This window comes from Streptomyces sp. NPDC043738, from assembly GCF_056436545.1.
Genome location: NZ_JBWKCJ010000040.1, coordinates 36,630 through 60,614 on the forward strand (window position 1 = coordinate 36,630; position 23,985 = coordinate 60,614).

Here is a 23,985-nt window from a genome sequence, read left to right on the forward strand (position 1 = left end):
CCGTGGGTTTCGGACTACGGGTGGGCTTTGGAGGTACGGTCACCGGTGCGGGCTGCTGGGCCGAGGCTGCCACGGCGCTCAGCCCCGACGACCCGGTGAGGCGGGCACGGCGACCGGAACCTGGACCACGGGTGAGCACACGGCTGAACCTTCCTCAGATACCTCACAGCGCACGACAGTTGCCGCGCCTCACCCATCCTGCTCAAAGAGGCCGTAAACCGGCAGTAAGCGCGGAATCGCCGCTCCGCTGGGCACAGCGGCCGAGTCGCTCCGCCGCGAGAGGTACCGAGTCGCCCGCCCCCGGCCCCGGCCGCCCGAATACGCCGTGGCCGGGGGGACGGAGACCGGAGAGGAACTTCCTAGAGCCCCTGCCACTCCGGCTTGGTGGCGTAGGTGGCGCGGAAGTAGTCGGCGAGCTTCAGCTTGGCGGCCGCGGCCTCGTCGACGACGACCGTGGCGTGGGGGTGGAGCTGGAGCGCCGAGGCCGGGACCAGTGCGGCGACCGGGCCCTCGACGGCGTGGGCCACGGCGTCCGCCTTGCCCTCGCCCGTGGCGAGCAGTACCAGGTGGCGGGCCTCCAGGATGGTGCCGATGCCCTGGGTGATGACGTGGTGGGGCACCTCGTCGAGGCTGTCGAAGAACCGGGCGTTGTCCTCCCGGGTCTGCTGGGTCAGCGTCTTGATGCGGGTGCGGGAAGCCAGCGACGAGCAGGGCTCGTTGAACCCGATGTGCCCGTCCGTACCGATGCCGAGCAGCTGGAGGTCCACTCCGCCGGCCTCACCCAGCGCACGGTCGTACGCCTCGCAGGCGGCCTGCACGTCCTGGGCCGTGCCGTCGGGGCCCATGAAGGAGTCCTCGCCGAGACCGAGCGGCTCGACCACCTCGCGCAGCACCACCGAACGGTAGGACTCGGGGTGCCCGGCCGGCAGGCCGACGTACTCGTCGAGCTGGCAGATGCGGGCCCGCGAGGCGTCCACGGCGCCGGCCCGGACCTTCGCCGCCAGTGCCTCATAGATGGGCAGCGGGGTCGAGCCGGTGGCCACACCGAGCAGCGCGTCGGGCTTGCGGCGCACCAGAGCCGCGATGGCCTCCGCGATCAGCTCGCCGCCTGCCCTGGCGTCCGGAACGATGACAACTTCCACGTTTTGGCCTGCCGTTCTGGAGAGTGGACTCATATGGTCATGTGGTATAGACCAATCTATCAGAGGGTGGACCCCCGGTCCCGACGGCGCCTGCGAACGACGGGACACGTTTTCCCGTCGTTCGGGTGACCGGAAGGCCGCCGGACCAGGCGCCGTCAGGAGGGGGAGGCGAGCGGGGAAGCCCCAGGGCCGAGAGCCGCCCAGGCCCCGAGGTGCTCAGGCCGGGGGTGTCCATGGCTCCGGGGTGCTCAGGCCGGGAGAGGTGTCCGCGGCTCGGGTGCGCCCAGGCCGGCAGGCGCCAAGGCCCGCAGGATCGAGGCCGCGAGCCCCCCGGGGCGGACCGTGCGCCGTCAGAGCAGGGCGCCTCCCGTCGCGTCGATCCACTGCCCCGTCACCCAGCGGCTGTCGTCCGACGCCAGGAAGGCCACCACGTCGCCGATGTCGTCCGCCTGCGCTATCCGGCCCAGCGGGGACATCTCCGCCAGCCGCCGCTGCGCTTCGGTGTTGGCCTCGCCCCTGAGCCAGCCGGCGTTCATATCGGTGTTCACCGCCCCGGGAGCCACCGCGTTCACCGTGATCCCGCGCGGGCCCAGATCCTTGGCGAGCGTCGAGGTGAACACGTCGAGCGCGCCCTTGGTCATGGCGTAGGCGATCAGTTCGGGCTTGGCCGCGCCGCGGGTCAGCCCCGTCGAGGTGTTGATGATCCGCCCGCCGTCCCGCAGGCGGGACAGCCCGTGCTGGACGATGAAGAACGGCGCCTTGGTGTTGACCGCGAAGAGGTGGTCGAAGTCCTGCGCCGTCACCTCGCCGATCCGCTTGAGCGTCCCGTCCACCGCTTTGTTGATCCCGGCGTTGTTGACCAGGATGTCCAGGCCCTCGGCCTGCTCGTCGAACGCGGACCACAGCGCTTCGGCGTCTCCCGGCGCGCCCAGCTCCGCCCGGACCGCGAAGGCCTGACCCCCCGCCGCCTCGATCGCCGCGACCGTCTCCTTCGCCGCGGTCTCGTCACGGCCGTAATGCACGCCGACCCGCGCGCCGTCCCTCCCCAGCCGCTCGGAGATCGCCCGGCCGATCCCCCTGCTGCCGCCTGTCACCAGTGCCGTCCTGCCGCTGAGCGCGCCCATGGCCGTGCCCCTCCCTGTTCGTGCGTGCGCGCGTCCGTGCCAGATCGCGTGCAGCTCCCGACCGCCGAGCGATCCCCTATTTCTGTATCGCTCGCTACAGAAAACCGTAGCACGCGTTCCGTACCGACCGCTATAAAATTCCTCCCATGGCGACCAAGGAAACGAAGCAGCGTGGCCGGCCCCGGTCCTTCGACCGCGAGACGGCGCTGGAGCGGGCGGTCCGGTCCTTCTGGGAGCAGGGCTACGAGGCCACATCCATCTCCGACCTCACCCGCGCCATGGGCATCAGCGCCCCCAGCCTCTATGCCGCCTTCGGCGACAAGCGGGCGCTGTTCGACGAGGTCGTCGCCGAGTACGGGCGGCTCTACGGGGGCTTCATCTCCCGAGCCGTGGCCGAGGAGCCGACCGCCCGCCGCGGCGTCGGACGCGCACTGCGCGAGGCCGCGGTCGAATACACCCTGCCCGGCCGCCCGCGCGGCTGCCTGGTCATCAGCGCCGCGCTGAACACATCCCCCGCGTCCACCGAAGTCGCCGACTTCCTGCGGGAGATGAGGCTGTCGAACATCCGGGAGATCGCCGGCGCCATCCGGGCGGACGTCGCCACGGGGGAGCTCCCGGCGGATACGGACGCCGGTGCGCTGGCCGGCTTCGTGGGGGCCGTCATCCAGGGCATGTCCCAGCAGGCGCGGGACGGTGCGGAGCAGGCGGAGCTGGCGGCGATCGCCGAGCTGGCGATGGCGGCCTGGCCGCGGACGGCGAGCGGGGCGACGGCCTGAGGGCCCCCGAAAACACCCGCGGGCCGCGGCGCCGGGACAGGACCCTCAACCTGTCCGGCACCGCAGCCCGGAGCTGACATCGGCCGGCCCCGCCTTGCGGGCGGAGGGTGTCCCCATGTGCGGTAGGGGCGCCACCCCGTCCTGGGGCCGGTCGATCGGAGGCCTTGGCGCAGTCAGGGCAGAGAGCGCCGTCGGCCTCGTTCCGCTCTCCTGTGCGGGGAGAACGGAGGTCTTTGCTGAATTCTGGACTAGACCATTCTTACTTGTCCATGCCCGTGCAGGCACAACACATACACCGTACGCCGGTAGGCTCCAAGACGTGCCCTCCATGAACGATCTCGTCCGCCAGCACACCGCTCTGAGCGACTCCGACCTCGAGTGGCTCCATCTGCTGGTCTCGGAGTGGCAGCTGCTCTCCGACCTCTCCTTCGCCGATCTCGTGCTGTGGGTCCCCACCCTCGACGGCACCCGCTACGTCTCCGTCGCCCAGATGCGCCCCAATACCGGGCCCACCTCCTACCAGGACGACATGGTGGGCCACCTCGTTCCCCGGGGACGACGTCCGATGCTGGACTCCGCCTTGGATGAGGGCCGCATCGTACGCGAGGGCGACCCGGAGTGGCGAGAGGAAGTGCCGGTCCGGGTTGAGTCCATTCCGGTACGCCGCGAGGGCCGGGTGCTCGGCGTGATCGCCCGCAACACCAATCTGCTGACCGTGCGCACCCCCAGCCGGCTGGAGCTCACCTACCTCCAGAGCGCCTCCGACCTCGCCCAGATGATCGCTGCCGGAACGTTTCCCTTCCCGGGCCAGCAGGTCGACATGGACGCCTCGCCGCGCGCCGGCGACGGGCTGATCCGGCTCGACGCGGACGGCGTCGTCCAGTACGCCAGCCCCAACGCGCTCTCCGCCTACCACCGGCTCGGGCTCGCCGCCGACCTGGTGGGCCACCACCTGGGCCAGGCCACCGCAGAACTGGCACCCGCGCGCGGCCCGGTGGACGAGGCCCTGGTCAAGCTCGCCAGCGGCTGGGCCCCCAGGGAGTTCGAGGTCGAGGGCAACGAGGGCGTGATCCAGTTGCGCGCCATTCCGCTCAAGCCGAAGGGCACGCACATCGGTTCGCTGGTGCTGCTGCGCGACGTCACCGAACTGCGACGTCGCGAGCGGGAACTGATCACCAAGGACGCCACCATCCGGGAGATCCACCACCGGGTGAAGAACAACCTGCAGACGGTCGCCGCACTGCTGCGGCTGCAGTCCCGCCGGATGGACTCCGAACAGGGCCGCGAGGCCCTCAACGAGGCCGTACGCAGGGTCGGTTCGATCGCGATCGTGCACGAGACGCTGTCCCAGAACCTCGACGAGCGGGTCGAGTTCGACGAGATCGCGGACCGGGTGCTGGCCATGGTCGCGGAGATCTCCCCGGGCAAGGTGATCACCCGCCGCACCGGCCGCTTCGGCATCCTGGACGCGGAGGTGGCCACGCCGCTGTCGATGGTGCTCACCGAGGTGCTGCAGAACGCCCTGGAGCACGCCTTCGACCAGGCGGAACACGGCATCGTCGAGGTCGGCGCGGTGCGCGGCGGCAGCCGTACCGAGCCGCGGCTGCTGGTCACCGTCCAGGACAACGGCCGCGGGCTGCCCGAGGGCTTCGATCCGCACCGCGCCGGAAACCTGGGGCTGCAGATCGTACGGACCCTGGTGGAAGGCGAGTTGGGCGGAAAGTTCGACATGGTGCGGGCGGCCGGACGCGGCACCCAGGTCGTCCTGGACGTGCCCGTGCGCCCCGAGAAGCAGCACTGAGGCGCAAGGCGGTATATCGGGACGGGGGAGCGGTACGGCGGACCGGAACGGAAAGCGTTCCGGGGAAGCGGTACGGCGAAGCGGTTTCGAGACCGTACCGAGGCGGAACCGATATCCCCTCCGGCAAGGGGAAAGGGAGCCGGCCCGAACAGCAACAAGCCCCGGACCATACGGTCCGGGGCTCAAAGCTATTGCGATGCGATAACGACCGGGCTATTCGGCGCCGATGATGCATCGGGTGTACTGCGCGCTGCGGCTCGGGGGCCACGGGGCGGCTGGCTCAGGCGCTGGCGTTGCGCGCCCGGTTGCGAGCTGCACGGCGCTTCATCGCGCGGCGCTCGTCCTCGCTCAGACCACCCCAGACGCCGGAGTCCTGGCCGGACTCGAGCGCCCACTGCAGGCACTGCTCCATGACGGGGCAGCGGCGGCAGACGGCCTTGGCTTCCTCGATCTGCAGCAGCGCAGGACCGGTGTTGCCGATAGGGAAGAAGAGCTCGGGGTCTTCCTCGCGGCAAACGGCGCGGTGACGCCAGTCCATGGCTGCTCCATCTCCTCGTGTGACGGGATCGTTGCTTGTGAATGTGAACGCTTTCACGAATCCCTCCACAAGGGAAGGCCCGATCTCCAGCTGTGAACTGGTGCGGTCCTGTGAATGAGGAGGGGGATTCGGGCTCTCAAGGGGGCCGGTAAAGCGGCCGTCCCGATCGCCATGAAGAGACTCGCAAACCTCGGCGGCGGATACAACCCCTTCCGGAAACTTTTTTTTGATTCCTTGGTGTCGCCTCGGTCACAGCCGTCATTCCAGGGGGTGGGAACCAGCCTAAACGTTCGAGTGAAAGGACTTTAGGCCCTACTGCTCACACAATCACACGCAGTGCACGGCGAACGCCTGTGAACGTCACACTCGTACGCAGGCCCAGGTGGTCACCGTCCATCTGGAAGGGCAGCGGAACCTGCGAATGCAAGGTGAAGTTCGTGAGGTCGTGAAGTGAGAGCGCGTGCTTGCCATGGGGGCCGCGCTCGGGTGTTGACGTCAGCAGCTGAGTGACATAACGGGCCACCGCGGGGGACGAGAGCTTGCTCAGTGCGAACAGGTCCAGCCCGGTGTCGAACGACGCGTCCGGGGACGGGTAGATCGGCCGATTGCCCAGGTAGGACCACGGAGCGGTGTTGCAGATTATGGCCAGCGCCAGGTTCTCGACGAGCTCCGCGGCGCCGTCGTCACCGCCCGGACGTTCGAGGGCGATGACCCCCTGGCGGCGGTTCGCCTCGCCCAGGAACTGCCGTACGACCTGTCGCACGTACAGGGCGTGGGTCGAACGCTTGCCGCGTTCGCGCTGCTGCTCGACCCGGCCGACGACGCCGGCGTCGAAGCCGAAGCCCGCGCAGAAGGTGAACCAGCGCTCCGGTACGCCCTCGTCCTCGGTGCCCGGGGTGCCGGCGGCCAGGCCCAGGCCGATCGTGCGCTCACTGCCGTCGCGCAGCGCGTCCAGCAGGGCGCCGGTCGCCTCCACGACGTCGTTGGGCAGCCCCAGCGCGCGGGCGAAGACATTGGTGGAGCCGCCGGGGACGACGGCCAGCCGCGGGTGCGAGTCCGGGTCGGGACCGTTCGCCAGCAGACCGTTGACGACCTCGTTGACCGTGCCGTCCCCGCCGAGCGCCACCACCAGTTCGGTCTCCCCGCCCTCGGTGGCCTGCCGGGCGAGATCGCGGGCGTGCCCGCGGTAGCGGGTCTCGGCGACCTCCAGTTTGAGATCGCTGGCGAGTGCGTGGGTGAGTACCTCACGGGTGCGGGCACTGGTGGTGGTTGCAGCGGGATTGACCACGAGGAGTGCGCGCATGTGCAGCAGCGTACCTACCTGCTGGTACCCGTCTCACGCCCCGTCCGGATCCGGGGCATCCCCGGGCTGGGGCAGCGCCGGCGCTACCCTGCTGGGGTGAGCAGTCAGCAGAAACAGTCCGCGCGGCGAGCGGCCGGCGCCCCCGCCGCGGCCGCGCCGAACGAGCCGTCCGGCCCGCGCCCTGCCCGGCTGAGCGCCGCCGCGGCGCTCACCGCGGTCGAGGGGGCCGCGCTCGCGGCGCTCGGTGCGTACATGCTGATCATGGGACTGGCCGGTTCGCCGGACAGTCCGCGGCAGGCGGAGATGGGCGGGCTGACCGTGCTCGCGCTCGCCGCGCTGCCGCTGGTCGCGGCCCGGGGGCTGTGGCTGCGCCGGCGCTGGAGCCGGGGCCCCTCGCTGATCACGCAGATCGTCGCGCTGCCCGTGGCCTGGACGCTGGTCAACGGCGGCGGGGCGCTGATCGCCGCCGGTATCGCACTGGCCGTCGCCGCGCTCGTCGTGCTCGTCCTGCTGGTCAACCCGACGGCCACCGAGGCACTGGGTATCGGGCCGCGCGAGAACCCGTAGGCGAGAACCCGTAGGCGACCAGGCGACGTACGGCTCCGTAGGCCGTGACAGACGCCGTGCCCCGATACCGCACGACCCCGTAGGTGACCAGGCGACGTACGCCCTCCGGAGGCCGTGAGAGGCGTCGTGCCGCGGTACCCGTAGGGGGCGGGCGAACGGATCCCGTAGGGGGTGCGAGGGCCCCCTACGGGCCACAACGGGGCGCGGCCGGGTTGGTATTCCGCAGGGGGCCGGGACGGCGCCTAGGGGAGGGTCGGCACGGTGACCACTGGCGGGGCAGGCTCCGTGGGGCAGGGCCCGTGGGGCAGGCTCCGTGGGGCACGGCCCCTGGGGCGGGGGCAGGCCCCGTGGGGCGGGGCCGGGGCGTTGCCCGCGAAGCGGGGTCGGGGCGGTGCCCGTAGGGCGGCCGGGGTGGCATTGCCGTGATCGCCGGGTCCCGCCCCGCTCCGTGGGGCGCTTGTCACTCCTCCACGAGCAGCTTGTCGCGGAGCTGGGCGAGGGTGCGGGCCAGCAGCCGGGAGACGTGCATCTGGGAGATGCCGACCTCCTGGGCGATCTGCGACTGGGTCATGTTGCCGAAGAAGCGCAGCAGCAGGATCTTCTTCTCGCGCGGCGGGAGGTCCTCCAGCAGCGGCTTGAGGGACTCGCGGTACTCCACACCCTCCAGCGCCTCGTCCTCGGCGCCGAGGGTGTCGGCGACGGCCGGGGACTCGTCGTCCGTGTCCGGCACGTCCAGGGAGAGCGTGCTGTAGGCGTTGGCGGACTCCAGGCCCTCCAGGACCTCCTCCTCGGAGATCGCCAGATGCTCGGCCAGCTCATGGACGGTCGGCGCCCGGCCGTGCCGCTGGGAGAGCTCGGCGGTCGCCGTCGTCAGCGACAGCCGCAGCTCCTGGAGGCGACGCGGGACGCGGACCGCCCAGCCCTTGTCGCGGAAGTGCCGCTTGATCTCGCCGACGACGGTGGGGGTGGCGTACGTGGAGAACTCCACGCCGCGCTCCGGGTCGAAGCGGTCCACCGACTTGATCAGGCCGATGGTGGCGACCTGGGTCAGATCGTCCAGTGGCTCGCCGCGGTTGCGGAACCGCCGGGCCAGATGCTCGACGAGCGGGAGGTGCATGCGGACAAGGGTGTTGCGCAGCTCCGCCCGCTCCGGGGAGCCCTCGGGCAGCTTGCGCAGCTCGTAGAACATCGCCCGGGCGCCGCTGCGGTCCTGCGGCTCCTGGGAATGCTGCTGGTTGTGCAGCTTGTCTTCGGGAGCGGGCGCGTCCTGCCGCTGCACCTGCTGACCCTGCTGCTCGCTGTGGTCCATGTGGTCTGCCCGCTCCGCCTGCTCCGCCGCGTCCAAATGGCCGCCGTGGTCGTCCACTCCCACCGGATGCGGCCGGGCCTGCTGCTCGGGGATGGTCGCGCTCGACGCCATCCGCCCGCCGCGTTCGAGATCTTTCACGGGGCCCCCTGTTCGGTCATGACGGTCCGGGACCGGCGCCGCGCTCCTTGTACAGACTGATGGTGACCGTACGGTCCTCGGCGACGGTGGAATCGACCTTGCCGGCGAGTGCGGAGAGCACCGTCCAGGCGAAGGTGTCGCGCTCCGGGGCACGGCCGTCGGTCGTCGGGGCGGACACGGTCACCTGCAGTGCGTCGTCGATCAAGCGGAAGACGCAGCTCAGCACACTGCCGGGGACGGCCTGTTGCAGCAGGATCGCGCAGGCCTCGTCGACCGCGATGCGCAGATCCTCGATCTCGTCGAGGGTGAAGTCCAAGCGGGCTGCGAGCCCGGCCGTGGCCGTACGCAGCACGGACAGGTAGGCACCCGCAGCGGGCAGACGGACTTCCACGAAGTCCTGAGTCCCGGGCTCGCCTGCGATCTGGGACACCCTCACCTCCAAGGTGGCACAAGCTGGTTGAGCTGGAATGCGCGATATTCGCGTTGTTCGGGATATTTCGCTCCGGCGCTGTCTCCTGTCGGGTGAAAGGAGAACGATCCGGCGCGGCACATGGTTCGGCTGTGACGCTATCGCGATCTGCGGGCCGGTGTCGCCCGGAAGAGGCACGGCCGTCTCCGGGCGGCATCCGCCCCGAGGCCGCCGCATACCTTAGCTGTCACTGATTGTAAAACTGCGGGTACGGACAGTGGCTAGGGGTGTGCACTGCCAAATCGAGGCCGATTACGCTCCGTTGACGCGCGGGGCGGCTGCCAGGTCGTGCAGTGCCCCTCCAGTGAGCCGGAAGACGGTCCATTCGTCCATGGGCTGTGCACCGATCGACCGGTAAAAACCGATGGACGGATCATTCCAATCCAGGACTGACCACTCGAAACGCTCGTATCCGCGGTCCACGCAGATCTTCGCGAGGGCCGCGAGCAGCGCCTTGCCGTGGCCGCCGCCGCGCGCCTCGGGGCGGACGTAGAGGTCCTCCAGATAGACACCGTGCGTGCCCGTCCAGGTGGAGAAGTTCCGGAACCACAGGGCAAAGCCCACCGGGGCGCCGTCCGCCTCGGCGATCAGTGCGAAGGCGGCCGGCTGCGCGCCGAAGAGGGCCTCCTTCAGCTGCGGCTCGGTGGCCTGCGCGGCCTCGGGGGCGCGCTCGTACGCGGCCAGCTCGCCGATCATGGTGAGGATGACGGGGACGTCGTCCGGGGTCGCTTCGCGGATCATAGGTGAAGACTAAACGGACCCCGCTGAAGGTTTCACCCGCCTTTCGCGCACCGGCTCCCGTCGCACCGCCGTGCGGCCCGGACCGGCTCCCGGTCACACCAGCTGCTGGTCGACGAAGCACCAGCGCCAGGAGTCACCCGGCTCGAACGTCCGCATCACGGGGTGGCCGGTCTCCTCGAAGTGCCCCGTCGCGTGCCGGTACGGCGAGGAATCGCAGCAGCCGACATGGCCACAGGCCAGACAGAGCCGCAGCTGTACGGGGTGGCTGCCGACGGCCAGGCACTCCAGGCAGGTCGCGCTCAGCGGGGCCGGCTCGGCGCCCGGCAGGTCGGCGACGTGCGCGCACTCGTTCATGCCGAGACCTCGCTTCGCTCGGCCCCGCACTCGCCAGGCACGCACCTTTGCACGATTCGCTCGCTGCGCTCACTCATGATGGCCAGGTTAGATCGCCGGGACGGATGGCGACGGGTACGGGGACGGGACGGGCCGATGGCTGTGATGCCGCTGTTTTTGCTGGTCGCGGGGAGCGCGGCGGTGGCCGGGCTGGCGCGCCGCACGCCCGTGCCGGCGCCGCTGCTGCTGGTGGCCGCCGGGCTCGCGGCGTCCGCCATCCCCGGTGTCCCGGACTACCCCCTCGATCCGCACATCGTGCTGCCGCTGGTGCTGCCCCCTCTGCTGCACACCGCCGCCCTCGACAGCTCCTACCTGGACCTGCGGGCCAACCTGCGGCCGGTCGCGCTGCTGTCGGTGGGCTATGTGCTGTTCGCGACGCTGGTGGTCGGCTACGCCGCCTACCTCCTCGTCCCGGATCTGCCGCTGACCGCGGCCCTCGTCCTGGGCGCCGTCGTCGCACCGCCGGACGCCGTCGCGGCCACCGCCATCGCCCGCCGGCTCGGGCTGCCGCACCGGATCACGACGATCCTCCAGGGAGAGTCGCTGGTCAACGACGCCACCGCGATCACCGCCTACAAGGTGGCGGTGGCCGCGGCCGTCGGGATCGGTGCCACCTGGGGCGCCGGGATCGAGGAGTTCGCCCTGGCCTCCGTGGGCGGCATCGGCATCGGTGTCGTGCTGATGGTGCCGCTGCACTGGCTGCGCGTCCGGCTGCGCGAGTCGGCGCTGCTGGAGAACACCCTGTCGCTGCTCATCCCGTTCGTCGCCTACGCGGCGGCCGAGCAGGTCGGGGCCTCCGGGGTGCTCGCCGTCGTCGTGGTCGCCCTCTACCTGGGGCACCGCTCCTGGCAGGTCGACTTCGAGACCCGGCTCCAGGAGGAGGCCGTCTGGAAGATGATCTCCTTCCTGCTGGAGTCGGCGGTCTTCGCGCTGATCGGACTGCAGCTGCCGGTCGTGCTGCGCGGCCTGGGGGAGTTCAGCGGGGGCGAGGCCCTCTGGTACGCGGTCGTGGTGTTCCTCGTCGTGGTCGTGGCCCGCTTCGTCTGGGTCTTTCCCGCGACCTATGTGCCGCGCCTGGTCTCGGCACGGATCCGCACCCGCGAGCCCGACACGACCTGGACCGCGCCGGTCATCGTCGGCTGGGCCGGGATGCGCGGCGTGGTGTCGCTGGCCATCGCGTTCTCCATCCCGGCCACGGTGCAGGGCGGTGGCCCCTTCCCCGCGCGCAACCTCGTGCTCTTCCTGACCTTCACCACCGTCATCGCCACCCTCGTCGTCCAGGGCCTCACGCTGCCGCCGTTGATCCGTGCGCTGCGGCTGCCCGGCCGGGACGCCCAGGCCGAGACGCTCGCCGAGGCCCAGGCCCAGAGCGAGGCCTCGCGGGCCGCCGAGGAGCGCCTGGACGAACTGCTCCGGGACGAGCGCAACGCGCTGCCCGGCCCGCTCGCCGACCGGCTGCGCACCGTCATGGAGCGGCGCCGCAACTCGGTGTGGGAGCGGCTGGGCGCGGTCAACGAGGTCACCGGGGAGTCCGCCGACGAGACCTACCGCCGGCTGGCCCGGGAGATGATCGACACCGAGCGGCGGGTCTTCGTCCGGCTGCGCGACGCCCGGCGCATCGACGACGAGATGATGCGCACGCTGCTGCGCAGGCTGGACCTGGAGGAGGCGGCGGCGTACCGGGAGGGTGCCGAGTAGCCCGGCGGGCGGGCGGCCGCTGTCACCCGGGGGTTGTCACCGGGCGCCGCCCGCGCGGCGCCTCACGGCGTGCCGGTGACGACCGCGGCGACCGTGCTGCCCCGCGGGAAGGCGCCCTCCTGGGCCAGCGTGGTCAGCCCGTAGAGCAGCTTGGCGACGTAGACCCGCTCCAGGGGCAGCCCGTGCCGCGCGGCGAAGGCGTCGGCGAACGCATCGAGCCGCGGGGTGCTGCGGGCGTAGCCGCCGCAGTGGAAGCGGGTCTCCAGCCGCCAGTCGCCACGCGGTGCCCCGAATGCCGCGCGCTGCAGCTCCTCGACGGTCTGCTGGAGGAAGTGCGGGGTGCCGCCCTTGAGCACGGGGATGCCCAGGGCCCGCTGGCCGGGTGCCAGGCCGGCGGCCAGTCCGGCCAGGGTGCCGCCCGTACCGCAGGCCACCGCGACCGTGTCGGCGGCGCCGCGCAGCTCCCGGCCCAGCTCCGCACAGCCCTGTGCGGCCAGGGCGTTGCTGCCGCCCTCCGGTATGACGCGGAACGCGCCGAAGCGGTCGTGCAGCGCGTCGAGCACGTCCGCCTCGGCCTTGCGGCGGTAGGCGGCCCGGTCGATGAAGTGCAGTCGCATCCCGTCGGCGGCGCAGCGGGCCAGCGACCAGTTGAGCGGTGCGCCGGCCAGCTCGTCGCCGCGGACCACGCCGATGGTGGCGAAGCCGAGCAGCCGGCCGGCCGCCGCGGTGGCCCGCAGGTGGTTGGAGTACGCGCCGCCGAAGGTCAGCAGCGCGCGTTCGCCCGCGGCGGCCGCGGCCCGCAGATTGGGCGCCAGCTTGCGCCACTTGTTGCCGGGCAGGTCCGGATGGATCAGATCGTCCCGCTTGAGCAGCAGCCGCACGCCGCGGCGTGCGAACGGCTCGTCCTCGACCTCCTGCAGGGGCGAGGGCAGCCGGGGGCGCAGCGCGCTGAGGCCGGGCGGCGGATCGGGGACGGTGCGGGTCACGCGGCCCATTGTCGCGCGGGGGCGGCGCCGGCCCGTCGTGCGCCCGGCCGGCGGGCGTCCAGCCCCGGCCCGCCGCTCACTTCAGCAGCGCGCCGATCCGCTCGCGCAGCGCGTCCATCGTGAAGCCGCGCGGATCGACCTTGCCCGGCTGCCACTCCAGATGGCCGAGCACCGAACGCTCCCCCCAGCCGTGCGCCCGGCACACCGCCGCCGCGGCCCGCTCCAGCGCCTCCACCTGGGCCTCGGGCCAGGGGTCCTCGCCGTCGCCGAGGTTCTCGCACTCGAAGCCGTAGAAGACGCGGTTGCCGTCGGTGTCGGCCTCGTTGTCCGGCGGCAGCCGCTTCTCGGCGATCACCGCGCGCAGCACGTCACCGTCGCCGAGGCCCGCGTGATTGGCGCGGCCGCAGCCCACCAGATGGACCGTGCCGTCCTTGGTGATCACGCCGTGGCACAGCGGGCCGGGCAGATCCGGCCGGCCGTCGCGGCAGAGCCGGACGGTGCGCTCGGCGCCGGAGGTGCCGGTGTGGTGCACCATCACGCCGTGCACCGGGCCCCAGGCCCCCTTGTCGTCGCGGTTGTGCGTCCTCCAGCCGTCGGTCTCGACGACCCGCAGCCCCTCGGACCTGAGCGCGTCGAGGAACCGTTCGGCGGACAGCGGTCGGGACATGGCCCACTCCGATGCGTGCGCGGCGGCCGCCGGCCGCGCACCGCCTCCTGCCTCGCTTGTACGGGACGGTCCGGCACCGAGGGAGCGGAACGGAATTAAACGGACCGGTCGTTCGGGGCGCGTACGAGCGGTTTCGGCCGCCGCCGCGGCGCTCGGCCCCGACTGACCGGGCGGCCGGGAGCCTACCCGTGCAGGAACCCGTTCCCGTGCGCGCTGATGTGCGCCTCCAGCGCGCTGAGCGCGTCCTGGGTGGCCTGGGGCGAACCGCTGCCCCGGTGCTCGGCGTAGTACGCGGCGCCCAGCTTCTTCAGCAGCTCGTTGCCGTGCCGGTGCTGCTGCACCTCGTCGACCTTCTGCTTGCCCTGCGCCAGCCCCTTTTGGGCCTGTTCCTTGGCGCGGTCGAGAAACCCTGACATGTGCCACCTCCGTGAGGTCCGTGTCGTAAGGGATCAACGGCGCGGACGGCCGTGGGGTTCCCGTGCCAGGCTGAGGGATATGGGCCAGGAGCGCGAGACAGGTGGGCCGCCCGGCGTAACCGGCGGGTACCGGGAGCGGCCGTCCGGGCTGGCCGGCGCGGTGTTGTGGACGACGACGACGACGGCGTCGGCGCGGCCGGTACTGCCCGACGGCTGCATGGACCTGATCTGGAGCGAGGGCCGGCTGCTGGTGGCCGGCCCGGACACCGGGCCCTACCGCCCCGAGGGCGTCCCGCCCGGCACCCGCTACGTCGGGGTGCGCTTCGCGCCGGGCCAGGGCCCGACCGTCCTCGGCGTACCGGCCCGTGAACTGCGCGACCTGAGGGTGCCGTTGTCCGACCTGTGGCCCGCCGGCGCGGTGGGGGAGCTGGCCGGGCGGGCGGCGGAGGCCGGGGAGCCCGGGCCGGTCGCCCGGGTCCTGGAGGAGGCCGCCGCGGCCCGCCTGAGGGAGGCGGCCGCACCGGACGGCCGGACCGCCGCCGTCGCCGCGGCGCTGGCCCGCGCCCGCCCCGTCGCCGAGGTCGCCCGCGCCGTGGCGCTGAGCGAACGCCAGCTGCACCGCCTGAGCCTGGACGCCTTCGGCTACGGCCCCAAGACCCTCACCCGAGTGCTGCGGCTCGTCCGCGCGCTCGATCTGGCGCGCCGCGGAACGCCCTACGCCGAGGTCGCCCTGCGTGCCGGATTCGCGGACCAGGCGCACCTCGCGCGCGAGGTGAAGTCGCTGGCGGGGGCTCCCATGGGGGTGCTGCTCGCCCCGGGTTAGCGTGTCGGTCATGGACTACCAGGCCGTTCTCGAGGAGGTAGCGGCCTACGCCAGGCCGCTGGTGCGACATGGGCGGGTCGCCGACTACATACCGGCGCTGGAGCGGGTGTCGGCGGACCGTTTCGGGATAGCGGTCGCCGACATACACGGCGCGGTGTACGGGGTCGGCGACTGGGAGGTGCCGTTCTCGGTCCAGTCGATCTCCAAGACCTTCTCGCTGGCGCTGGTGATGTCGCAGAGCCACGGCGGCCACGGCGACGACGACATCTGGCGGCGGGTCGGCCGCGAGCCGTCCGGTACGCCGTTCAACTCGCTGGTCCAGCTGGAGGCGGAGAACGGCATCCCGCGCAACCCGTTCATCAACGCGGGCGCGCTGGTGGTCACCGACCGGCTGCAGACCCTCACCGGCGACGCCAGCACCTCGATGCTGCACTTCCTGCGCGAGGAGAGCGGCAACCCCGACCTCGCCTTCGACCAGGCGGTGGCCGACTCGGAGGCCGCACACGGAGACCGCAACGCCGCCCTCGCGCACTTCATGGCGTCCTTCGGCAACCTGGAGAACCCCGTCCCCAGCGTCATCGAGCACTACTTCTGGCAGTGCTCGATCGAGATGAGCTGCCGCGATCTGGCCGTGGCCGGCGGCTTCCTGGCCCGCCACGGGCTGCGCGCCGACGGCAGCCGGCTGCTGGAGGCCCGCGAGGCCAAGCGGATCAACGCGGTGATGCTGACCTGCGGGACGTACGACGCGGCCGGGGAGTTCGCCTACCGCGTGGGGCTGCCCGCCAAGAGCGGCGTCGGCGGCGGGATCATCGCCGTCATCCCCGGCCGCTGCACGCTGTGCGTGTGGAGCCCCGGTCTCGACGCCCGCGGCAACTCGGTCGCGGGCGCGGCGGCGCTCGACCACTTCACCACGCTGACCGGCTGGTCGGTCTTCTGAGCCGAGCTCCAGGTCACCGGGGCCGGGCTGGCGTTGTGGCCCCTGACCGGCGGGCGCATCGTATGGGTAGGAGGTGCACCGCCATGGAGCACGAGATTCGCGCCGAGTACGAGGAAGGCGTCCTCCCGCACGAGGACACCCCGGTCAAGCTCTGGCACATGACACGGGTGGGGACCACTACGGCCATGTGCGGGCGGGACCTCGCCCCGGCCGCCGCCACCCAGTCGGCCGATGCCTGGGGAGAAGCCGGCGCCCAGCCGTTCTGCCGACAGTGTGGCGTGCTGTACCTGGGGGAGCATCCGGCGAGCAGCTAGGGCCTGTCTCCCCGTCCCGCTCCCGGCGAGGGCATAGCTGCTCAGGGCAGCGGCGCGAACAGGTCCACCCCGTGGCCGTCCGGGTCCTGTACGACGGCGTAGCGCTGTCCCCAGAACGCGTCCCACGGCGGTTTCTCACCCGTATAGCCGGCGGCAGTGAGCTCCGCGTAGACCTTGTCGACCCCGGCGGGGCCGTCGCACTCGAAGGCCAGCCCCGTGGGCGTTCCGGCCTGCGGAGGCGTCCAGTGCGGGTCGACGGCGCGGGCGGTCTCGTAGGAGTCCCACATCAGGCGCAGGCCGCCGGGCAGCTGCGCCTCGGCGTGCGGGGCGGCCTCCGACCCGGCGGGGACGGCGAGGCCCAGGCGGCGGTAGAAGGCCAGGGACGCGGCCATGTCGGAGACGACGATGCCGATGGCGGCGAAGCGGGGGAACGGGTGCGGGGCCCGTGGGGTGGTGGTCATGGCGCGAGCGTAGGCAGCCCGCCGCGCCGCGGTCTTGAACGAATCGGACGCGCTCCGGGAGGGCCGGCCGCACGCCGGGCCGCGCCGCCGTGCCTCACGGGCAGCGGACGACCTGCCCCGCGTACGAGAGGTTGCCGCCGAAGGCGAACAGCAGGACCGGGTCGCCGGAGGCGATCTCCTGACGCTCGACCAGCTTGGACAGCGCCAGCGGCACCGAGGCGGCGGAGGTGTTCCCGGAGTCGACGACGTCCTTGGCGACCACCGCGTTGACCGCGCCGAGCCGCTCCGCGACCGGCTCGATGATCCGCAGATTGGCCTGGTGCAGCACCACGCCCGCGAGGTCCGCGGGCTGGATCCCGGAGCGCTCGCAGACCTGGCGGGCGATCGCCGGCAGCTGGGTCGTCGCCCAGCGGTAGACGGTCTGGCCCTCCTGGGCGAACCTGGCCGGCTCGCCCTCGATGCGGACCGCGCCGCCCATCTGGGGAACCGAGCCCCACAGCACCGGCCCGATCCCCGGCTCCGCCGCGGCGGTGACCACCGCGGCGCCCGCCCCGTCGCCGACCAGCACACAGGTGGTGCGGTCCGTCCAGTCGACCACGTCGGTGAACTTCTCCGAGCCGATGACCAGCGCGTTCGTCGCCGATCCGGCCCGGATGGCGTGGTCGGCGACGGCCAGCGCGTGGGTGAAGCCGGAGCAGACGACGTTGATGTCCATCGTGGCCGGCGCGGCCAGTTCGAGCTTGGCGGCGACCCGGGCGGCGGCGTTGGGACTGCGGTCGGTGGCCGTGCAGGTGGCGACCAGGACCAGGTCGATGTCCTGCGGGGCGAGGCCGCTGCCGGCCAGGGCCTTGGCCGCGGCGGCGGCCGCCATCGAGTCCACGGTCTCGTCGGGCGCCGCCACATGGCGGGTGCGGATGCCGACCCGGCTGCGGATCCAGGCGTCGTCGGTCTCGACGATCTTGGCGAGTTCGTCGTTGGTGAGCACGCCGGAGGGCTGGTAATGGCCGAGAGCCAGGATGCGTGACCCGGTCATGGTTTCCCCTGTACGTGGACGGTCGATGCCTCACCAGTCTCACCCGCCGGTGGCGGCCGGCGGGTGAGCGTTCGACCAATGTTCCGGCTCCAGAACTGGAGACAGGCGCCAGAACCGCAGCGGCCCGTCGGGCACGGGTCAGCCGTCGGCGGCCGGGCGGGTCAGCGGCCGGAAGCGGCGCAGCCGCAGGCTGTTGCCGACGACGAAGACCGAGGAGAAGGCCATCGCGGCGCCGGCGATCATGGGGTTGAGCAGTCCGGCCGCGGCCAGCGGCAGCGCGGCCACGTTGTAGCCGAACGCCCAGAACAGGTTCGTCCGGATGGTGCCGAGGGTGGCGCGGGCCAGCCGGATGGCGTCCGCCGCCGCCCGCAGATCGCCCCGTACCAGGGTGAGGTCGCCGGCCTCGATGGCGGCGTCGGTGCCGGTTCCCATCGCCAGCCCCAGGTCGGCGCGGGCCAGCGCGGCCGCGTCGTTGACGCCGTCGCCGACCATGGCGACCGAGCGCCCCTCGGACTGCAGCCGTGCCACGACCGCCACCTTGTCCTCCGGGAGCACCTCGGCGATCACCTCGTCGATACCGACCTCGGCCGCCACGGCCTCGGCCACCGCCTTGTTGTCGCCGGTCAGCAGCACCGGGGTCAGCCCCAGGCCGCGCAGCAGGCGGACCGCCTCGGCGCTGGTGGGCTTGACCGCGTCGGAGACCACCAGCACCGCGCGTGCCGCGCCGTCCCAGCCGACCGTGACGGCGGTGGCGCCCTCGGCCTCGGCGGCCGCCTTGGCGGTGACCAGCTCGGGCGGCAGGACCAGGCCCCGGTCGGTGAGCAGCCGCTCGCGGCCCACCAGGACGGTGTGTCCCTCGACGACTCCGTGGACGCCCAGGCCGGGGACGGATTCGAAGTCCTCGGGGACGGGCAGGGCGCCCACGCGGGACTCGGCGCCGCCGGCGACGGCGCGGGCGACGGGGTGCTCGGAGGCGTGCTCCAGGGCGCCGGCCAGCCGCAGCGCCTGCGTCTCGTCGACGCCCGCGGCGAGGTGGATCCCGTTCAGCGACATCTCTCCGGTGGTGACCGTGCCGGTCTTGTCCAGGACGATGGTGTCGACCTTGCGGGTGGACTCCAGTACCTCCGGCCCCTTGAGCAGGATGCCCAGCTGGGCGCCCCGCCCGGTGCCGACCATCAGGGCGGTCGGGGTGGCCAGCCCCAGGGCGCACGGGCAGGCGATGATCAGGACGGCGACGGCCGCGGTGAAGGCGGCCACCGCGCCGGCGCCGGTGGCGAGCCAGTAGGCGAGGGTGGCCAGGGCGAGCACGATCACGACCGGGACGAACACCGCGGAGATCCTGTCGGCCAGCCGCTGCGCCGCGGCCTTGCCGTTCTGGGCCTCCTCCACCAGCCGCGCCATCCGGGCGAGCTGGGTGTCCGCGCCGACCCGGGTGGCCTCCACGACCAGCCGGCCGCCCGCGTTGACGGTGGCGCCGGTGACCGTGTCGCCGGGGGAGACCTCGACCGGGACCGACTCACCGGTGAGCATCGAGGCGTCCACGGCGGAGGCGCCGTCCAGGACCGTGCCGTCGGTGGCGATCTTCTCCCCGGGGCGTACGACGAAGTGGTCGCCGACCCTCAACTCGCTGGTGGGGATGCGCACTTCGCGGCCTTCGCGCAGCACGGCGACGTCCTTGGCGCCCAGCTCCAGCAGTGCGCGCAGCGCCGCGCCGGCCTTCCGCTTGGCGCGCGCCTCGAAGTAGCGCCCGGCCAGGATGAAGGTGGTGACGCCGGCCGCGGCCTCCAGGTAGATGGAGCTGCTGCCGTCGGTGCGGGCGATGGTCAGCTCGAAGGGGTGCGTCATCCCGGGCATGCCGGCGTGGCCGAGGAACAGCGCCCACAGCGACCAGCCCAGCGCCGCGAGGGTGCCCATCGAGATGAGGGTGTCCATCGTGGCGGCGCCGTGCCGCAGATTCGTCCAGGCGGCCTTGTGGAACGGCCAGGCGCCGTACGCCACCACCGGGGCGGCGAGGGTCAGCGACAACCACTGCCAGTAGGTGAACTGCAGCGGCGGCACCATCGCCATCAGGACCACCGGGACGGTCAGGACGAGGGAGACCAGCAGGCGCTGCCGCAGCGGGGTGAGGGCGTCGGCCCGGTCGTCCGCCGCGTCCGCGGCGCCGCCGCCGGCCTCGGAAGCGGCCGGTGCGGCGGCCGGCGGCTCGGGGACGGCCGCGGTGTAGCCGGTCCGCTCCACCGTGGCGATCAGGTCCGCGACCGAGACCTCGCCCTCGTAGGCGACCTGCGCCTTTTCGGTGGCGTAGTTGACGGTGGCGGTGACGCCCTCCATGCGGTTGAGCTTCTTCTCGACGCGGGCCGCGCACGAGGCGCAGGTCATCCCGCCGATCTGCAGCTCGACGCCACGCTCTGGGGTCACGGTGGTCATGCGCGCTCCTCGGTCTGGTGCGAGTGTGCCCTTCGACTATCGCAACCATATACCCCCTAGGGGTATTCCGTCAGGGCGTGTTTTCTGCCACCTCCTCCGCCGCCGGCCCCGTCGCCCGGCTCACCCGTCCCGCCATCGCCCGCAGATACGCGGCCAGCTCCGGCGGCTCGTGCACGGTGAACTCGCGCCCCAGCATGGCCAGCCGCACCGCCAGCCACTCCAGGGATTCGGGGGCGCTGTGCCAGCGGCAGGACGCCTCGTCGAGCGCGGTGACCTCGCCCGCCGCAGGTCCGCCCAGCCGGGCGGACACCTCGGCGGCCGGTGCGTGGATCGTCGCCACGGCCCGGTGGGCCGGGGCCATCCCCTGCATCCGCTCGCGTACGTAGGCCCCCGCGTCGGGGGCGGGCAGCTCGCGCGGCGGGGTCCGCACACCGGTGGCGAACGGCTCGCTCAGCCGGTCCACCCGGAAGATCCGCCAGTCCTCGCGGTCGTTGTCGTAGGCGACGAGGTACCAGCGCCGCCCCGCCGCGACCAGCCGGTGCGGCTCCACCAGGCGCTTGCTGCGGGCACCGGCGCCCGCCCGATAGGCGAAGCGCAGCCGCTCGTGGTTGGCGATGGCCGCGGCCAGCACCGTCAGATGCTCCGGGTCGACGGTCGGCCCGTCACCGGTGGGCATCGGGACGGTGGCCGTGCCGAGCGTGCCCACCCGGCGCCGCAGCCGGGCCGGCAGCACCTGTTCGAGCTTGGCCAGCGCCCGTACGGACGCCTCCTCGATGCCCTCGATGGTGTGGCCGGCCGCCGAGCGCAGGCCGACCGCGATGGCCACCGCCTCCTCGTCGTCCAGCAGCAGCGGCGGCATCGCGGTGCCCGCGGCCAGCCGGTAGCCGCCCTCCGCGCCCATCGTGGCGTGCACGGGGTAGCCCAGCTCGCGCAGCCGCTCGATGTCGCGGCGGATCGTGCGGGTGGTGACCCGCAGCCGCCCGGCCAGCTCGCTGCCGGGCCATTCGCGCGGGGTCTGCAGGAGGGACAGCAGATTCAGCAGTCGTGCCGACGTCTCACTCATGGACCGATGATGCCCGTCCAAGTAGGACCGGGACTGTCCTATACGGGCCCTAGTGTCGACGATGTCGAACGAGCCGATCACTGGAGATACGCCATGACCACGACCGTCACCTCGACGGCCGACCGCAGACGCTGGACGGCGCTCGCCGTCGTCCTCACGGCCAGCTTCATGGACCTGGTCGACGCGACCATCGTCAACATCGCCATCCCCAGCATCCAGCGGGACACCGGCGCCTCCTTCAGCGCCCTGCAGTGGGTCACCGCCGGCTACGCCCTCGCCTTCGCCCTCGGCCTGATCACCGGCGGCCGGCTCGGCGACATCTTCGGCCGCAAGAAGCTCTTCCTGCTCGGCATCGGCGGCTTCACCCTGGCCTCCGCGCTGTGCGGCCTCGCCGCGACCCCGGGGATGCTGGTCGGCGCCCGGGTGCTGCAGGGCGCGATGGCCGCGCTGATGGTGCCGCAGGTGCTGGCGATCATCCATGTCACCTTCCCCGCGAACGAGCGCGGCAAGGTCTTCGGGATGTTCGGCGCGGTGATAGGCCTCGGCGCGGTCTGCGGCCCGCTGATCGGCGCGCTGCTCACCGAGGGTGATCTCTTCGGTCTGGAGTGGCGCCCGATCTTCCTGATCAACCTTCCGGTCGGCGTCGCCGGCATCCTGCTCGGCCGGCGCTTCATCACCGAGTCCCGGTCCCCCGACGCCCTGCGCCTGGACCTCGTCGGCACCGTGCTGGCCACCGTCGGCCTGCTGATGCTGCTCTACCCGCTCACCCAGGGCCGCGAGGACGGCTGGCCGCTGTGGGGCTTCGTCTCGATGGCCGCGAGCCCGCTCGTGCTGGCGCTCTTCGTCCGCTACGAGCGCGCCAAGGCCCGCAAGGACGGCTCACCGCTGGTCGAGCTCTCCCTGTTCAAGGTCACGACGTTCGCGGCGGGCTCCGGCGTCCAGCTGACGTTCGGCGTGGTCAGCGGCCTGTTCTTCCTGATCTGGACGCTCCATATGCAGCTGGGCCTGGGCTGGAGCCCGCTGCACGCCGGGCTCACCGGGCTGCCGTTCTCGCTGGCCTGCTCGGCCGCGGCCGGGATGTCCGTACAGAAGCTGGTGCCGCGCTTCGGCCGCAAGGTCCTGCAGGCCGGCGCGCTGATCATGCTGACGGGCGCGCTGCTGTACATCTGGCAGGCCGGGCACTACGGCACCGCCCTCACGTCCTGGCAGATGGTGCCGGCGATGCTGCTGATGGGCGCCGGAATGGGCCTGATCGTCGCCCCGATCACCGATGCGGCGATCTCCGAGGTGCCGCCCGAGCACTCCGGTTCGGCGTCCGGCATCTTCAACACCACCGGTCAGCTGGGCATGGCGCTCGGCCTGGGGCTGTCGTCGGTGGCGTTCTTCCAGGTCGCCGACGCCGCGGGGAAGAGGGGCGGTGCGGCCGCGCCCGGCGCCGGGTTCATCGACGCCACCACCAACGCCCTGTGGTGGGTCTCCGGCGGCCTGGTCGTCGTCCTCGGACTGCTGTTCCTGCTGCCGCGGCGGGCCGGTGCGCAGCAGGCGGCCGGGGAGCGGGCCGCGACGGACGAGGCCGCGGCGGAGCAGCAGCCGGCCCTGGTCTCCTGAGGGCCGCCGCACCGCCGCCGCACGCCCCGGCGCACGGGCCGCCCGTCTCCGGGGCGGCCCTCGGCCGCGTAAAAACAGCCGCTTTGCCATACCCCTCGCGGCCCCTCGCGGTCCATACTTGCCGGGTGTCGATGATCAGCAACCTCCGCAAGGCCGTCCGGCTGCCGCAGCCGCGCACCCGGGGTGTCGACCTCAGTCATCCGGCGCGCTCCCCGCTCGGGACCGCCGTGGTCAACTGCGCGGTGTACGTGGACGGCGTACGGCAGGACGGCAACCACCCCGCCGACGTGGCGATACGGCGGGTCCGCAGATCCGGCCGGGGATTTGTCTGGATCGGGCTGCATGAGCCGTCCGAGAAGGAATTCTCCGGAATCGTCGAGCTGTTCGGGCTGCATCCGCTCGCCGTCGAGGACGCGGTCCTCGCCCACCAGCGGCCCAAGCTGGAGAACTACGACGACTCGCTGTTCACCGTCTTCAAGACGGTCCGCTATGTCGAGCACGACCGGCTCACGGACAACAGCGAAGTGGTGGAGACCGGCGAGATCATGGTGTTCACCGGCACCGACTTCGTGATCACGGTCCGGCACGGCGGGCACGGCTCGCTGGGTCCGCTGCGCGAGCATCTGGAGCGGGTGCCCGAGCAGTTGGCGCTCGGGCCGTCCGCCGTCCTGCACGCCATCGCCGACCTCGTGGTGGACGACTACCTGGACGTCACGGCCGCCGTCCAGGACGACATCGACGACGTCGAGAGCGAGGTGTTCTCGGTACGCGGCGGCGCCGGGGCGGGGCGCATCTACCAGCTCAAGCGCGAACTGCTGGAACTCAAGCGCGCGGTGGCCCCCTTGGACCGGCCGATGCGGGAGCTGGCGACCCAGCCGATGCGGCAGGTCGACCCCCGGATCAAGACCTACTTCCGGGACGTCGCCGACCACCTCGACCGCGTCACCGAGCAGATCAACGCCTTCGACGAACTGCTCAACTCCATACTCCAGGCCCATCTCGCCCAGGTCACCGTCGCCCAGAACGAGGACATGCGCAAGATCAGTGCCTGGGTCGCGATCCTGGCGGTGCCGACCATGGTCTGCGGCGTGTACGGAATGAACTTCGAGTACATGCCGGAGAAGCACTGGACGTTCGGCTATCCGCTGGTGATGGCGCTGATCGCGGCCGCCTGCTGGGTCATCCACCGCGGCTTCAAGCGCAACGGCTGGCTGTAGCCGCGCCGACGCCTCCGGCTGCTCCCGCGCGCGG

24 protein-coding genes are annotated in these 23,985 nt (G+C 72.2%); 9 read left to right on the top strand and 15 right to left on the bottom strand.

The features are described 5' to 3' along the window. Positions 1–359: 359 nt before the first annotated feature. Complete coding sequence (gene nagB / locus AC0680_RS34385; protein WP_478636775.1) at positions 360–1,142, bottom strand: glucosamine-6-phosphate deaminase; 783 nt, start codon at positions 1,140–1,142, stop codon at positions 360–362. A gap of 350 nt (positions 1,143–1,492) precedes the next feature. After that, positions 1,493–2,266 (bottom strand): SDR family oxidoreductase, encoded by a 774-nt coding sequence (locus AC0680_RS34390; protein WP_478636777.1) that lies wholly within the window; start codon positions 2,264–2,266, stop codon positions 1,493–1,495. 146 nt (positions 2,267–2,412) lie between these two features. On the opposite strand from AC0680_RS34390, the gene AC0680_RS34395 reads away from it, so the two are divergent. Beyond that, on the top strand, positions 2,413–3,042 hold the full coding sequence (locus AC0680_RS34395; protein ID WP_478636779.1) for a TetR/AcrR family transcriptional regulator: 630 nt from the start codon (positions 2,413–2,415) through the stop codon (positions 3,040–3,042). 328 nt (positions 3,043–3,370) lie between these two features. After that, positions 3,371–4,843 (top strand): sensor histidine kinase, encoded by a 1,473-nt coding sequence (locus AC0680_RS34400; RefSeq protein ID WP_478636839.1) that lies wholly within the window; start codon positions 3,371–3,373, stop codon positions 4,841–4,843. A gap of 280 nt (positions 4,844–5,123) precedes the next feature. Here AC0680_RS34400 and AC0680_RS34405 read toward each other — a convergent pair whose 3' ends face one another. Together AC0680_RS34405 and AC0680_RS34410 are read right to left on the bottom strand one after the other, a co-directional pair. Next, on the bottom strand, positions 5,124–5,381 hold the full coding sequence (locus tag AC0680_RS34405; RefSeq protein ID WP_003983230.1) for a WhiB family transcriptional regulator: 258 nt from the start codon (positions 5,379–5,381) through the stop codon (positions 5,124–5,126). 319 nt (positions 5,382–5,700) lie between these two features. Then, positions 5,701–6,684: a diacylglycerol/lipid kinase family protein gene (locus tag AC0680_RS34410; protein ID WP_478636781.1), complete on the bottom strand. Its 984-nt coding sequence runs from the start codon at positions 6,682–6,684 to the stop codon at positions 5,701–5,703. A gap of 96 nt (positions 6,685–6,780) precedes the next feature. Here AC0680_RS34410 and AC0680_RS34415 point away from each other — a divergent pair, with 96 nt between their 5' ends. Continuing rightward, positions 6,781–7,251, top strand: coding sequence for a hypothetical protein (locus AC0680_RS34415; RefSeq protein ID WP_468974386.1), 471 nt, complete (start codon positions 6,781–6,783; stop codon positions 7,249–7,251). Between the two features lie 460 nt (positions 7,252–7,711). On the opposite strand, the gene AC0680_RS34420 is transcribed toward AC0680_RS34415, so the two are convergent. The 4 genes from AC0680_RS34420 to AC0680_RS34435 form a co-directional block, all read right to left on the bottom strand. Further along, positions 7,712–8,671, bottom strand: a complete 960-nt coding sequence (locus tag AC0680_RS34420; protein ID WP_478636841.1) for an RNA polymerase sigma factor SigF — start codon at positions 8,669–8,671, stop codon at positions 7,712–7,714. A gap of 43 nt (positions 8,672–8,714) precedes the next feature. Continuing rightward, complete coding sequence (locus AC0680_RS34425; RefSeq protein WP_003985353.1) at positions 8,715–9,128, bottom strand: ATP-binding protein; 414 nt, start codon at positions 9,126–9,128, stop codon at positions 8,715–8,717. A 291-nt stretch (positions 9,129–9,419) separates the two neighbouring features. Next, positions 9,420–9,908: an N-acetyltransferase family protein gene (locus AC0680_RS34430; RefSeq protein ID WP_478636785.1), complete on the bottom strand. Its 489-nt coding sequence runs from the start codon at positions 9,906–9,908 to the stop codon at positions 9,420–9,422. 93 nt (positions 9,909–10,001) lie between these two features. Beyond that, on the bottom strand, positions 10,002–10,262 hold the full coding sequence (locus AC0680_RS34435; protein ID WP_478636787.1) for a UBP-type zinc finger domain-containing protein: 261 nt from the start codon (positions 10,260–10,262) through the stop codon (positions 10,002–10,004). A 135-nt stretch (positions 10,263–10,397) separates the two neighbouring features. Here AC0680_RS34435 and AC0680_RS34440 point away from each other — a divergent pair, with 135 nt between their 5' ends. Then, positions 10,398–11,999 carry a Na+/H+ antiporter gene (locus tag AC0680_RS34440; protein ID WP_478636789.1) on the top strand — a complete coding sequence of 534 codons (1,602 nt, stop codon included), beginning with the start codon at positions 10,398–10,400 and terminating at the stop codon, positions 11,997–11,999. A 62-nt stretch (positions 12,000–12,061) separates the two neighbouring features. On the opposite strand, the gene AC0680_RS34445 is transcribed toward AC0680_RS34440, so the two are convergent. From AC0680_RS34445 to AC0680_RS34455, 3 genes are all read right to left on the bottom strand, one after another. Further along, on the bottom strand, positions 12,062–12,994 hold the full coding sequence (locus tag AC0680_RS34445; protein ID WP_478636791.1) for a 1-aminocyclopropane-1-carboxylate deaminase/D-cysteine desulfhydrase: 933 nt from the start codon (positions 12,992–12,994) through the stop codon (positions 12,062–12,064). Positions 12,995–13,061: 67 nt separating this feature from the next. Further along, positions 13,062–13,652: an N-acetylmuramoyl-L-alanine amidase gene (locus AC0680_RS34450; RefSeq protein WP_478636793.1), complete on the bottom strand. Its 591-nt coding sequence runs from the start codon at positions 13,650–13,652 to the stop codon at positions 13,062–13,064. Between the two features lie 182 nt (positions 13,653–13,834). Beyond that, positions 13,835–14,068 carry a hypothetical protein gene (locus tag AC0680_RS34455; protein WP_478636795.1) on the bottom strand — a complete coding sequence of 78 codons (234 nt, stop codon included), beginning with the start codon at positions 14,066–14,068 and terminating at the stop codon, positions 13,835–13,837. Between the two features lie 79 nt (positions 14,069–14,147). Here AC0680_RS34455 and AC0680_RS34460 point away from each other — a divergent pair, with 79 nt between their 5' ends. The 3 genes from AC0680_RS34460 to AC0680_RS34470 all read left to right on the top strand — a co-directional run bounded on the left by AC0680_RS34460 (position 14,148) and on the right by AC0680_RS34470 (position 16,142). Beyond that, the gene (locus AC0680_RS34460; protein WP_478636797.1) at positions 14,148–14,891 is read left to right on the top strand and encodes a helix-turn-helix domain-containing protein; all 744 of its coding nucleotides are present in this window, start codon (positions 14,148–14,150) and stop codon (positions 14,889–14,891) included. A gap of 10 nt (positions 14,892–14,901) precedes the next feature. Beyond that, entirely contained in the window at positions 14,902–15,828 is a 927-nt protein-coding gene (locus AC0680_RS34465) for a glutaminase (RefSeq protein ID WP_478636799.1), read from the top strand. Positions 15,829–15,911: 83 nt separating this feature from the next. Then, positions 15,912–16,142 (top strand): hypothetical protein, encoded by a 231-nt coding sequence (locus AC0680_RS34470; RefSeq protein WP_384433936.1) that lies wholly within the window; start codon positions 15,912–15,914, stop codon positions 16,140–16,142. 41 nt (positions 16,143–16,183) lie between these two features. On the opposite strand, the gene AC0680_RS34475 is transcribed toward AC0680_RS34470, so the two are convergent. The 4 genes from AC0680_RS34475 to AC0680_RS34490 all read right to left on the bottom strand — a co-directional run bounded on the left by AC0680_RS34475 (position 16,184) and on the right by AC0680_RS34490 (position 21,126). Next, on the bottom strand, positions 16,184–16,603 hold the full coding sequence (locus AC0680_RS34475; protein ID WP_478636801.1) for a VOC family protein: 420 nt from the start codon (positions 16,601–16,603) through the stop codon (positions 16,184–16,186). Positions 16,604–16,697: 94 nt separating this feature from the next. Then, entirely contained in the window at positions 16,698–17,636 is a 939-nt protein-coding gene (locus tag AC0680_RS34480; protein ID WP_478636803.1) for a beta-ketoacyl-ACP synthase III, read from the bottom strand. 138 nt (positions 17,637–17,774) lie between these two features. Beyond that, positions 17,775–20,063 (bottom strand): heavy metal translocating P-type ATPase, encoded by a 2,289-nt coding sequence (locus AC0680_RS34485; RefSeq protein WP_478636805.1) that lies wholly within the window; start codon positions 20,061–20,063, stop codon positions 17,775–17,777. A gap of 70 nt (positions 20,064–20,133) precedes the next feature. After that, the gene (locus tag AC0680_RS34490; protein WP_478636807.1) at positions 20,134–21,126 is read right to left on the bottom strand and encodes a helix-turn-helix transcriptional regulator; all 993 of its coding nucleotides are present in this window, start codon (positions 21,124–21,126) and stop codon (positions 20,134–20,136) included. A gap of 93 nt (positions 21,127–21,219) precedes the next feature. Between AC0680_RS34490 and AC0680_RS34495 the strand changes: the two genes are divergently transcribed. Both AC0680_RS34495 and AC0680_RS34500 read left to right on the top strand, forming a co-directional pair. Continuing rightward, a complete protein-coding gene (locus tag AC0680_RS34495) occupies positions 21,220–22,734 on the top strand; it encodes an MFS transporter (RefSeq protein ID WP_478636809.1) in 1,515 nt (504 codons plus the stop codon). Between the two features lie 131 nt (positions 22,735–22,865). Further along, positions 22,866–23,951, top strand: a complete 1,086-nt coding sequence (locus AC0680_RS34500) for a magnesium and cobalt transport protein CorA (RefSeq protein ID WP_478636843.1) — start codon at positions 22,866–22,868, stop codon at positions 23,949–23,951. Positions 23,952–23,985: the final 34 nt, after the last annotated feature.

Excerpts from the sequence above, each read along its gene's own strand:
- AC0680_RS34390 (WP_478636777.1), bottom strand. The coding sequence starts at position 2,266 with ATGGGCGCGCTCAGCGGCAGGACGGCACTGGTGACAGGCGGCAGCAGG.
- AC0680_RS34395 (WP_478636779.1), top strand. The coding sequence starts at position 2,413 with ATGGCGACCAAGGAAACGAAGCAGCGTGGCCGGCCCCGGTCCTTCGAC.
- AC0680_RS34400 (WP_478636839.1), top strand. The coding sequence starts at position 3,371 with ATGAACGATCTCGTCCGCCAGCACACCGCTCTGAGCGACTCCGACCTC.
- AC0680_RS34405 (WP_003983230.1), bottom strand. The coding sequence starts at position 5,381 with ATGGACTGGCGTCACCGCGCCGTTTGCCGCGAGGAAGACCCCGAGCTC.
- AC0680_RS34410 (WP_478636781.1), bottom strand. The coding sequence starts at position 6,684 with ATGCGCGCACTCCTCGTGGTCAATCCCGCTGCAACCACCACCAGTGCC.
- AC0680_RS34420 (WP_478636841.1), bottom strand. The coding sequence starts at position 8,671 with ATGGCGTCGAGCGCGACCATCCCCGAGCAGCAGGCCCGGCCGCATCCG.
- AC0680_RS34430 (WP_478636785.1), bottom strand. The coding sequence starts at position 9,908 with ATGATCCGCGAAGCGACCCCGGACGACGTCCCCGTCATCCTCACCATG.
- AC0680_RS34435 (WP_478636787.1), bottom strand. The coding sequence starts at position 10,262 with ATGAACGAGTGCGCGCACGTCGCCGACCTGCCGGGCGCCGAGCCGGCC.
- AC0680_RS34440 (WP_478636789.1), top strand. The coding sequence starts at position 10,398 with ATGGCTGTGATGCCGCTGTTTTTGCTGGTCGCGGGGAGCGCGGCGGTG.
- AC0680_RS34445 (WP_478636791.1), bottom strand. The coding sequence starts at position 12,994 with ATGGGCCGCGTGACCCGCACCGTCCCCGATCCGCCGCCCGGCCTCAGC.
- AC0680_RS34450 (WP_478636793.1), bottom strand. The coding sequence starts at position 13,652 with ATGTCCCGACCGCTGTCCGCCGAACGGTTCCTCGACGCGCTCAGGTCC.
- AC0680_RS34455 (WP_478636795.1), bottom strand. The coding sequence starts at position 14,068 with ATGTCAGGGTTTCTCGACCGCGCCAAGGAACAGGCCCAAAAGGGGCTG.
- AC0680_RS34460 (WP_478636797.1), top strand. The coding sequence starts at position 14,148 with ATGGGCCAGGAGCGCGAGACAGGTGGGCCGCCCGGCGTAACCGGCGGG.
- AC0680_RS34465 (WP_478636799.1), top strand. The coding sequence starts at position 14,902 with ATGGACTACCAGGCCGTTCTCGAGGAGGTAGCGGCCTACGCCAGGCCG.
- AC0680_RS34470 (WP_384433936.1), top strand. The coding sequence starts at position 15,912 with ATGGAGCACGAGATTCGCGCCGAGTACGAGGAAGGCGTCCTCCCGCAC.
- AC0680_RS34475 (WP_478636801.1), bottom strand. The coding sequence starts at position 16,603 with ATGACCACCACCCCACGGGCCCCGCACCCGTTCCCCCGCTTCGCCGCC.
- AC0680_RS34480 (WP_478636803.1), bottom strand. The coding sequence starts at position 17,636 with ATGACCGGGTCACGCATCCTGGCTCTCGGCCATTACCAGCCCTCCGGC.
- AC0680_RS34485 (WP_478636805.1), bottom strand. The coding sequence starts at position 20,063 with ATGACCACCGTGACCCCAGAGCGTGGCGTCGAGCTGCAGATCGGCGGG.
- AC0680_RS34490 (WP_478636807.1), bottom strand. The coding sequence starts at position 21,126 with ATGAGTGAGACGTCGGCACGACTGCTGAATCTGCTGTCCCTCCTGCAG.
- AC0680_RS34495 (WP_478636809.1), top strand. The coding sequence starts at position 21,220 with ATGACCACGACCGTCACCTCGACGGCCGACCGCAGACGCTGGACGGCG.
- AC0680_RS34500 (WP_478636843.1), top strand. The coding sequence starts at position 22,866 with ATGATCAGCAACCTCCGCAAGGCCGTCCGGCTGCCGCAGCCGCGCACC.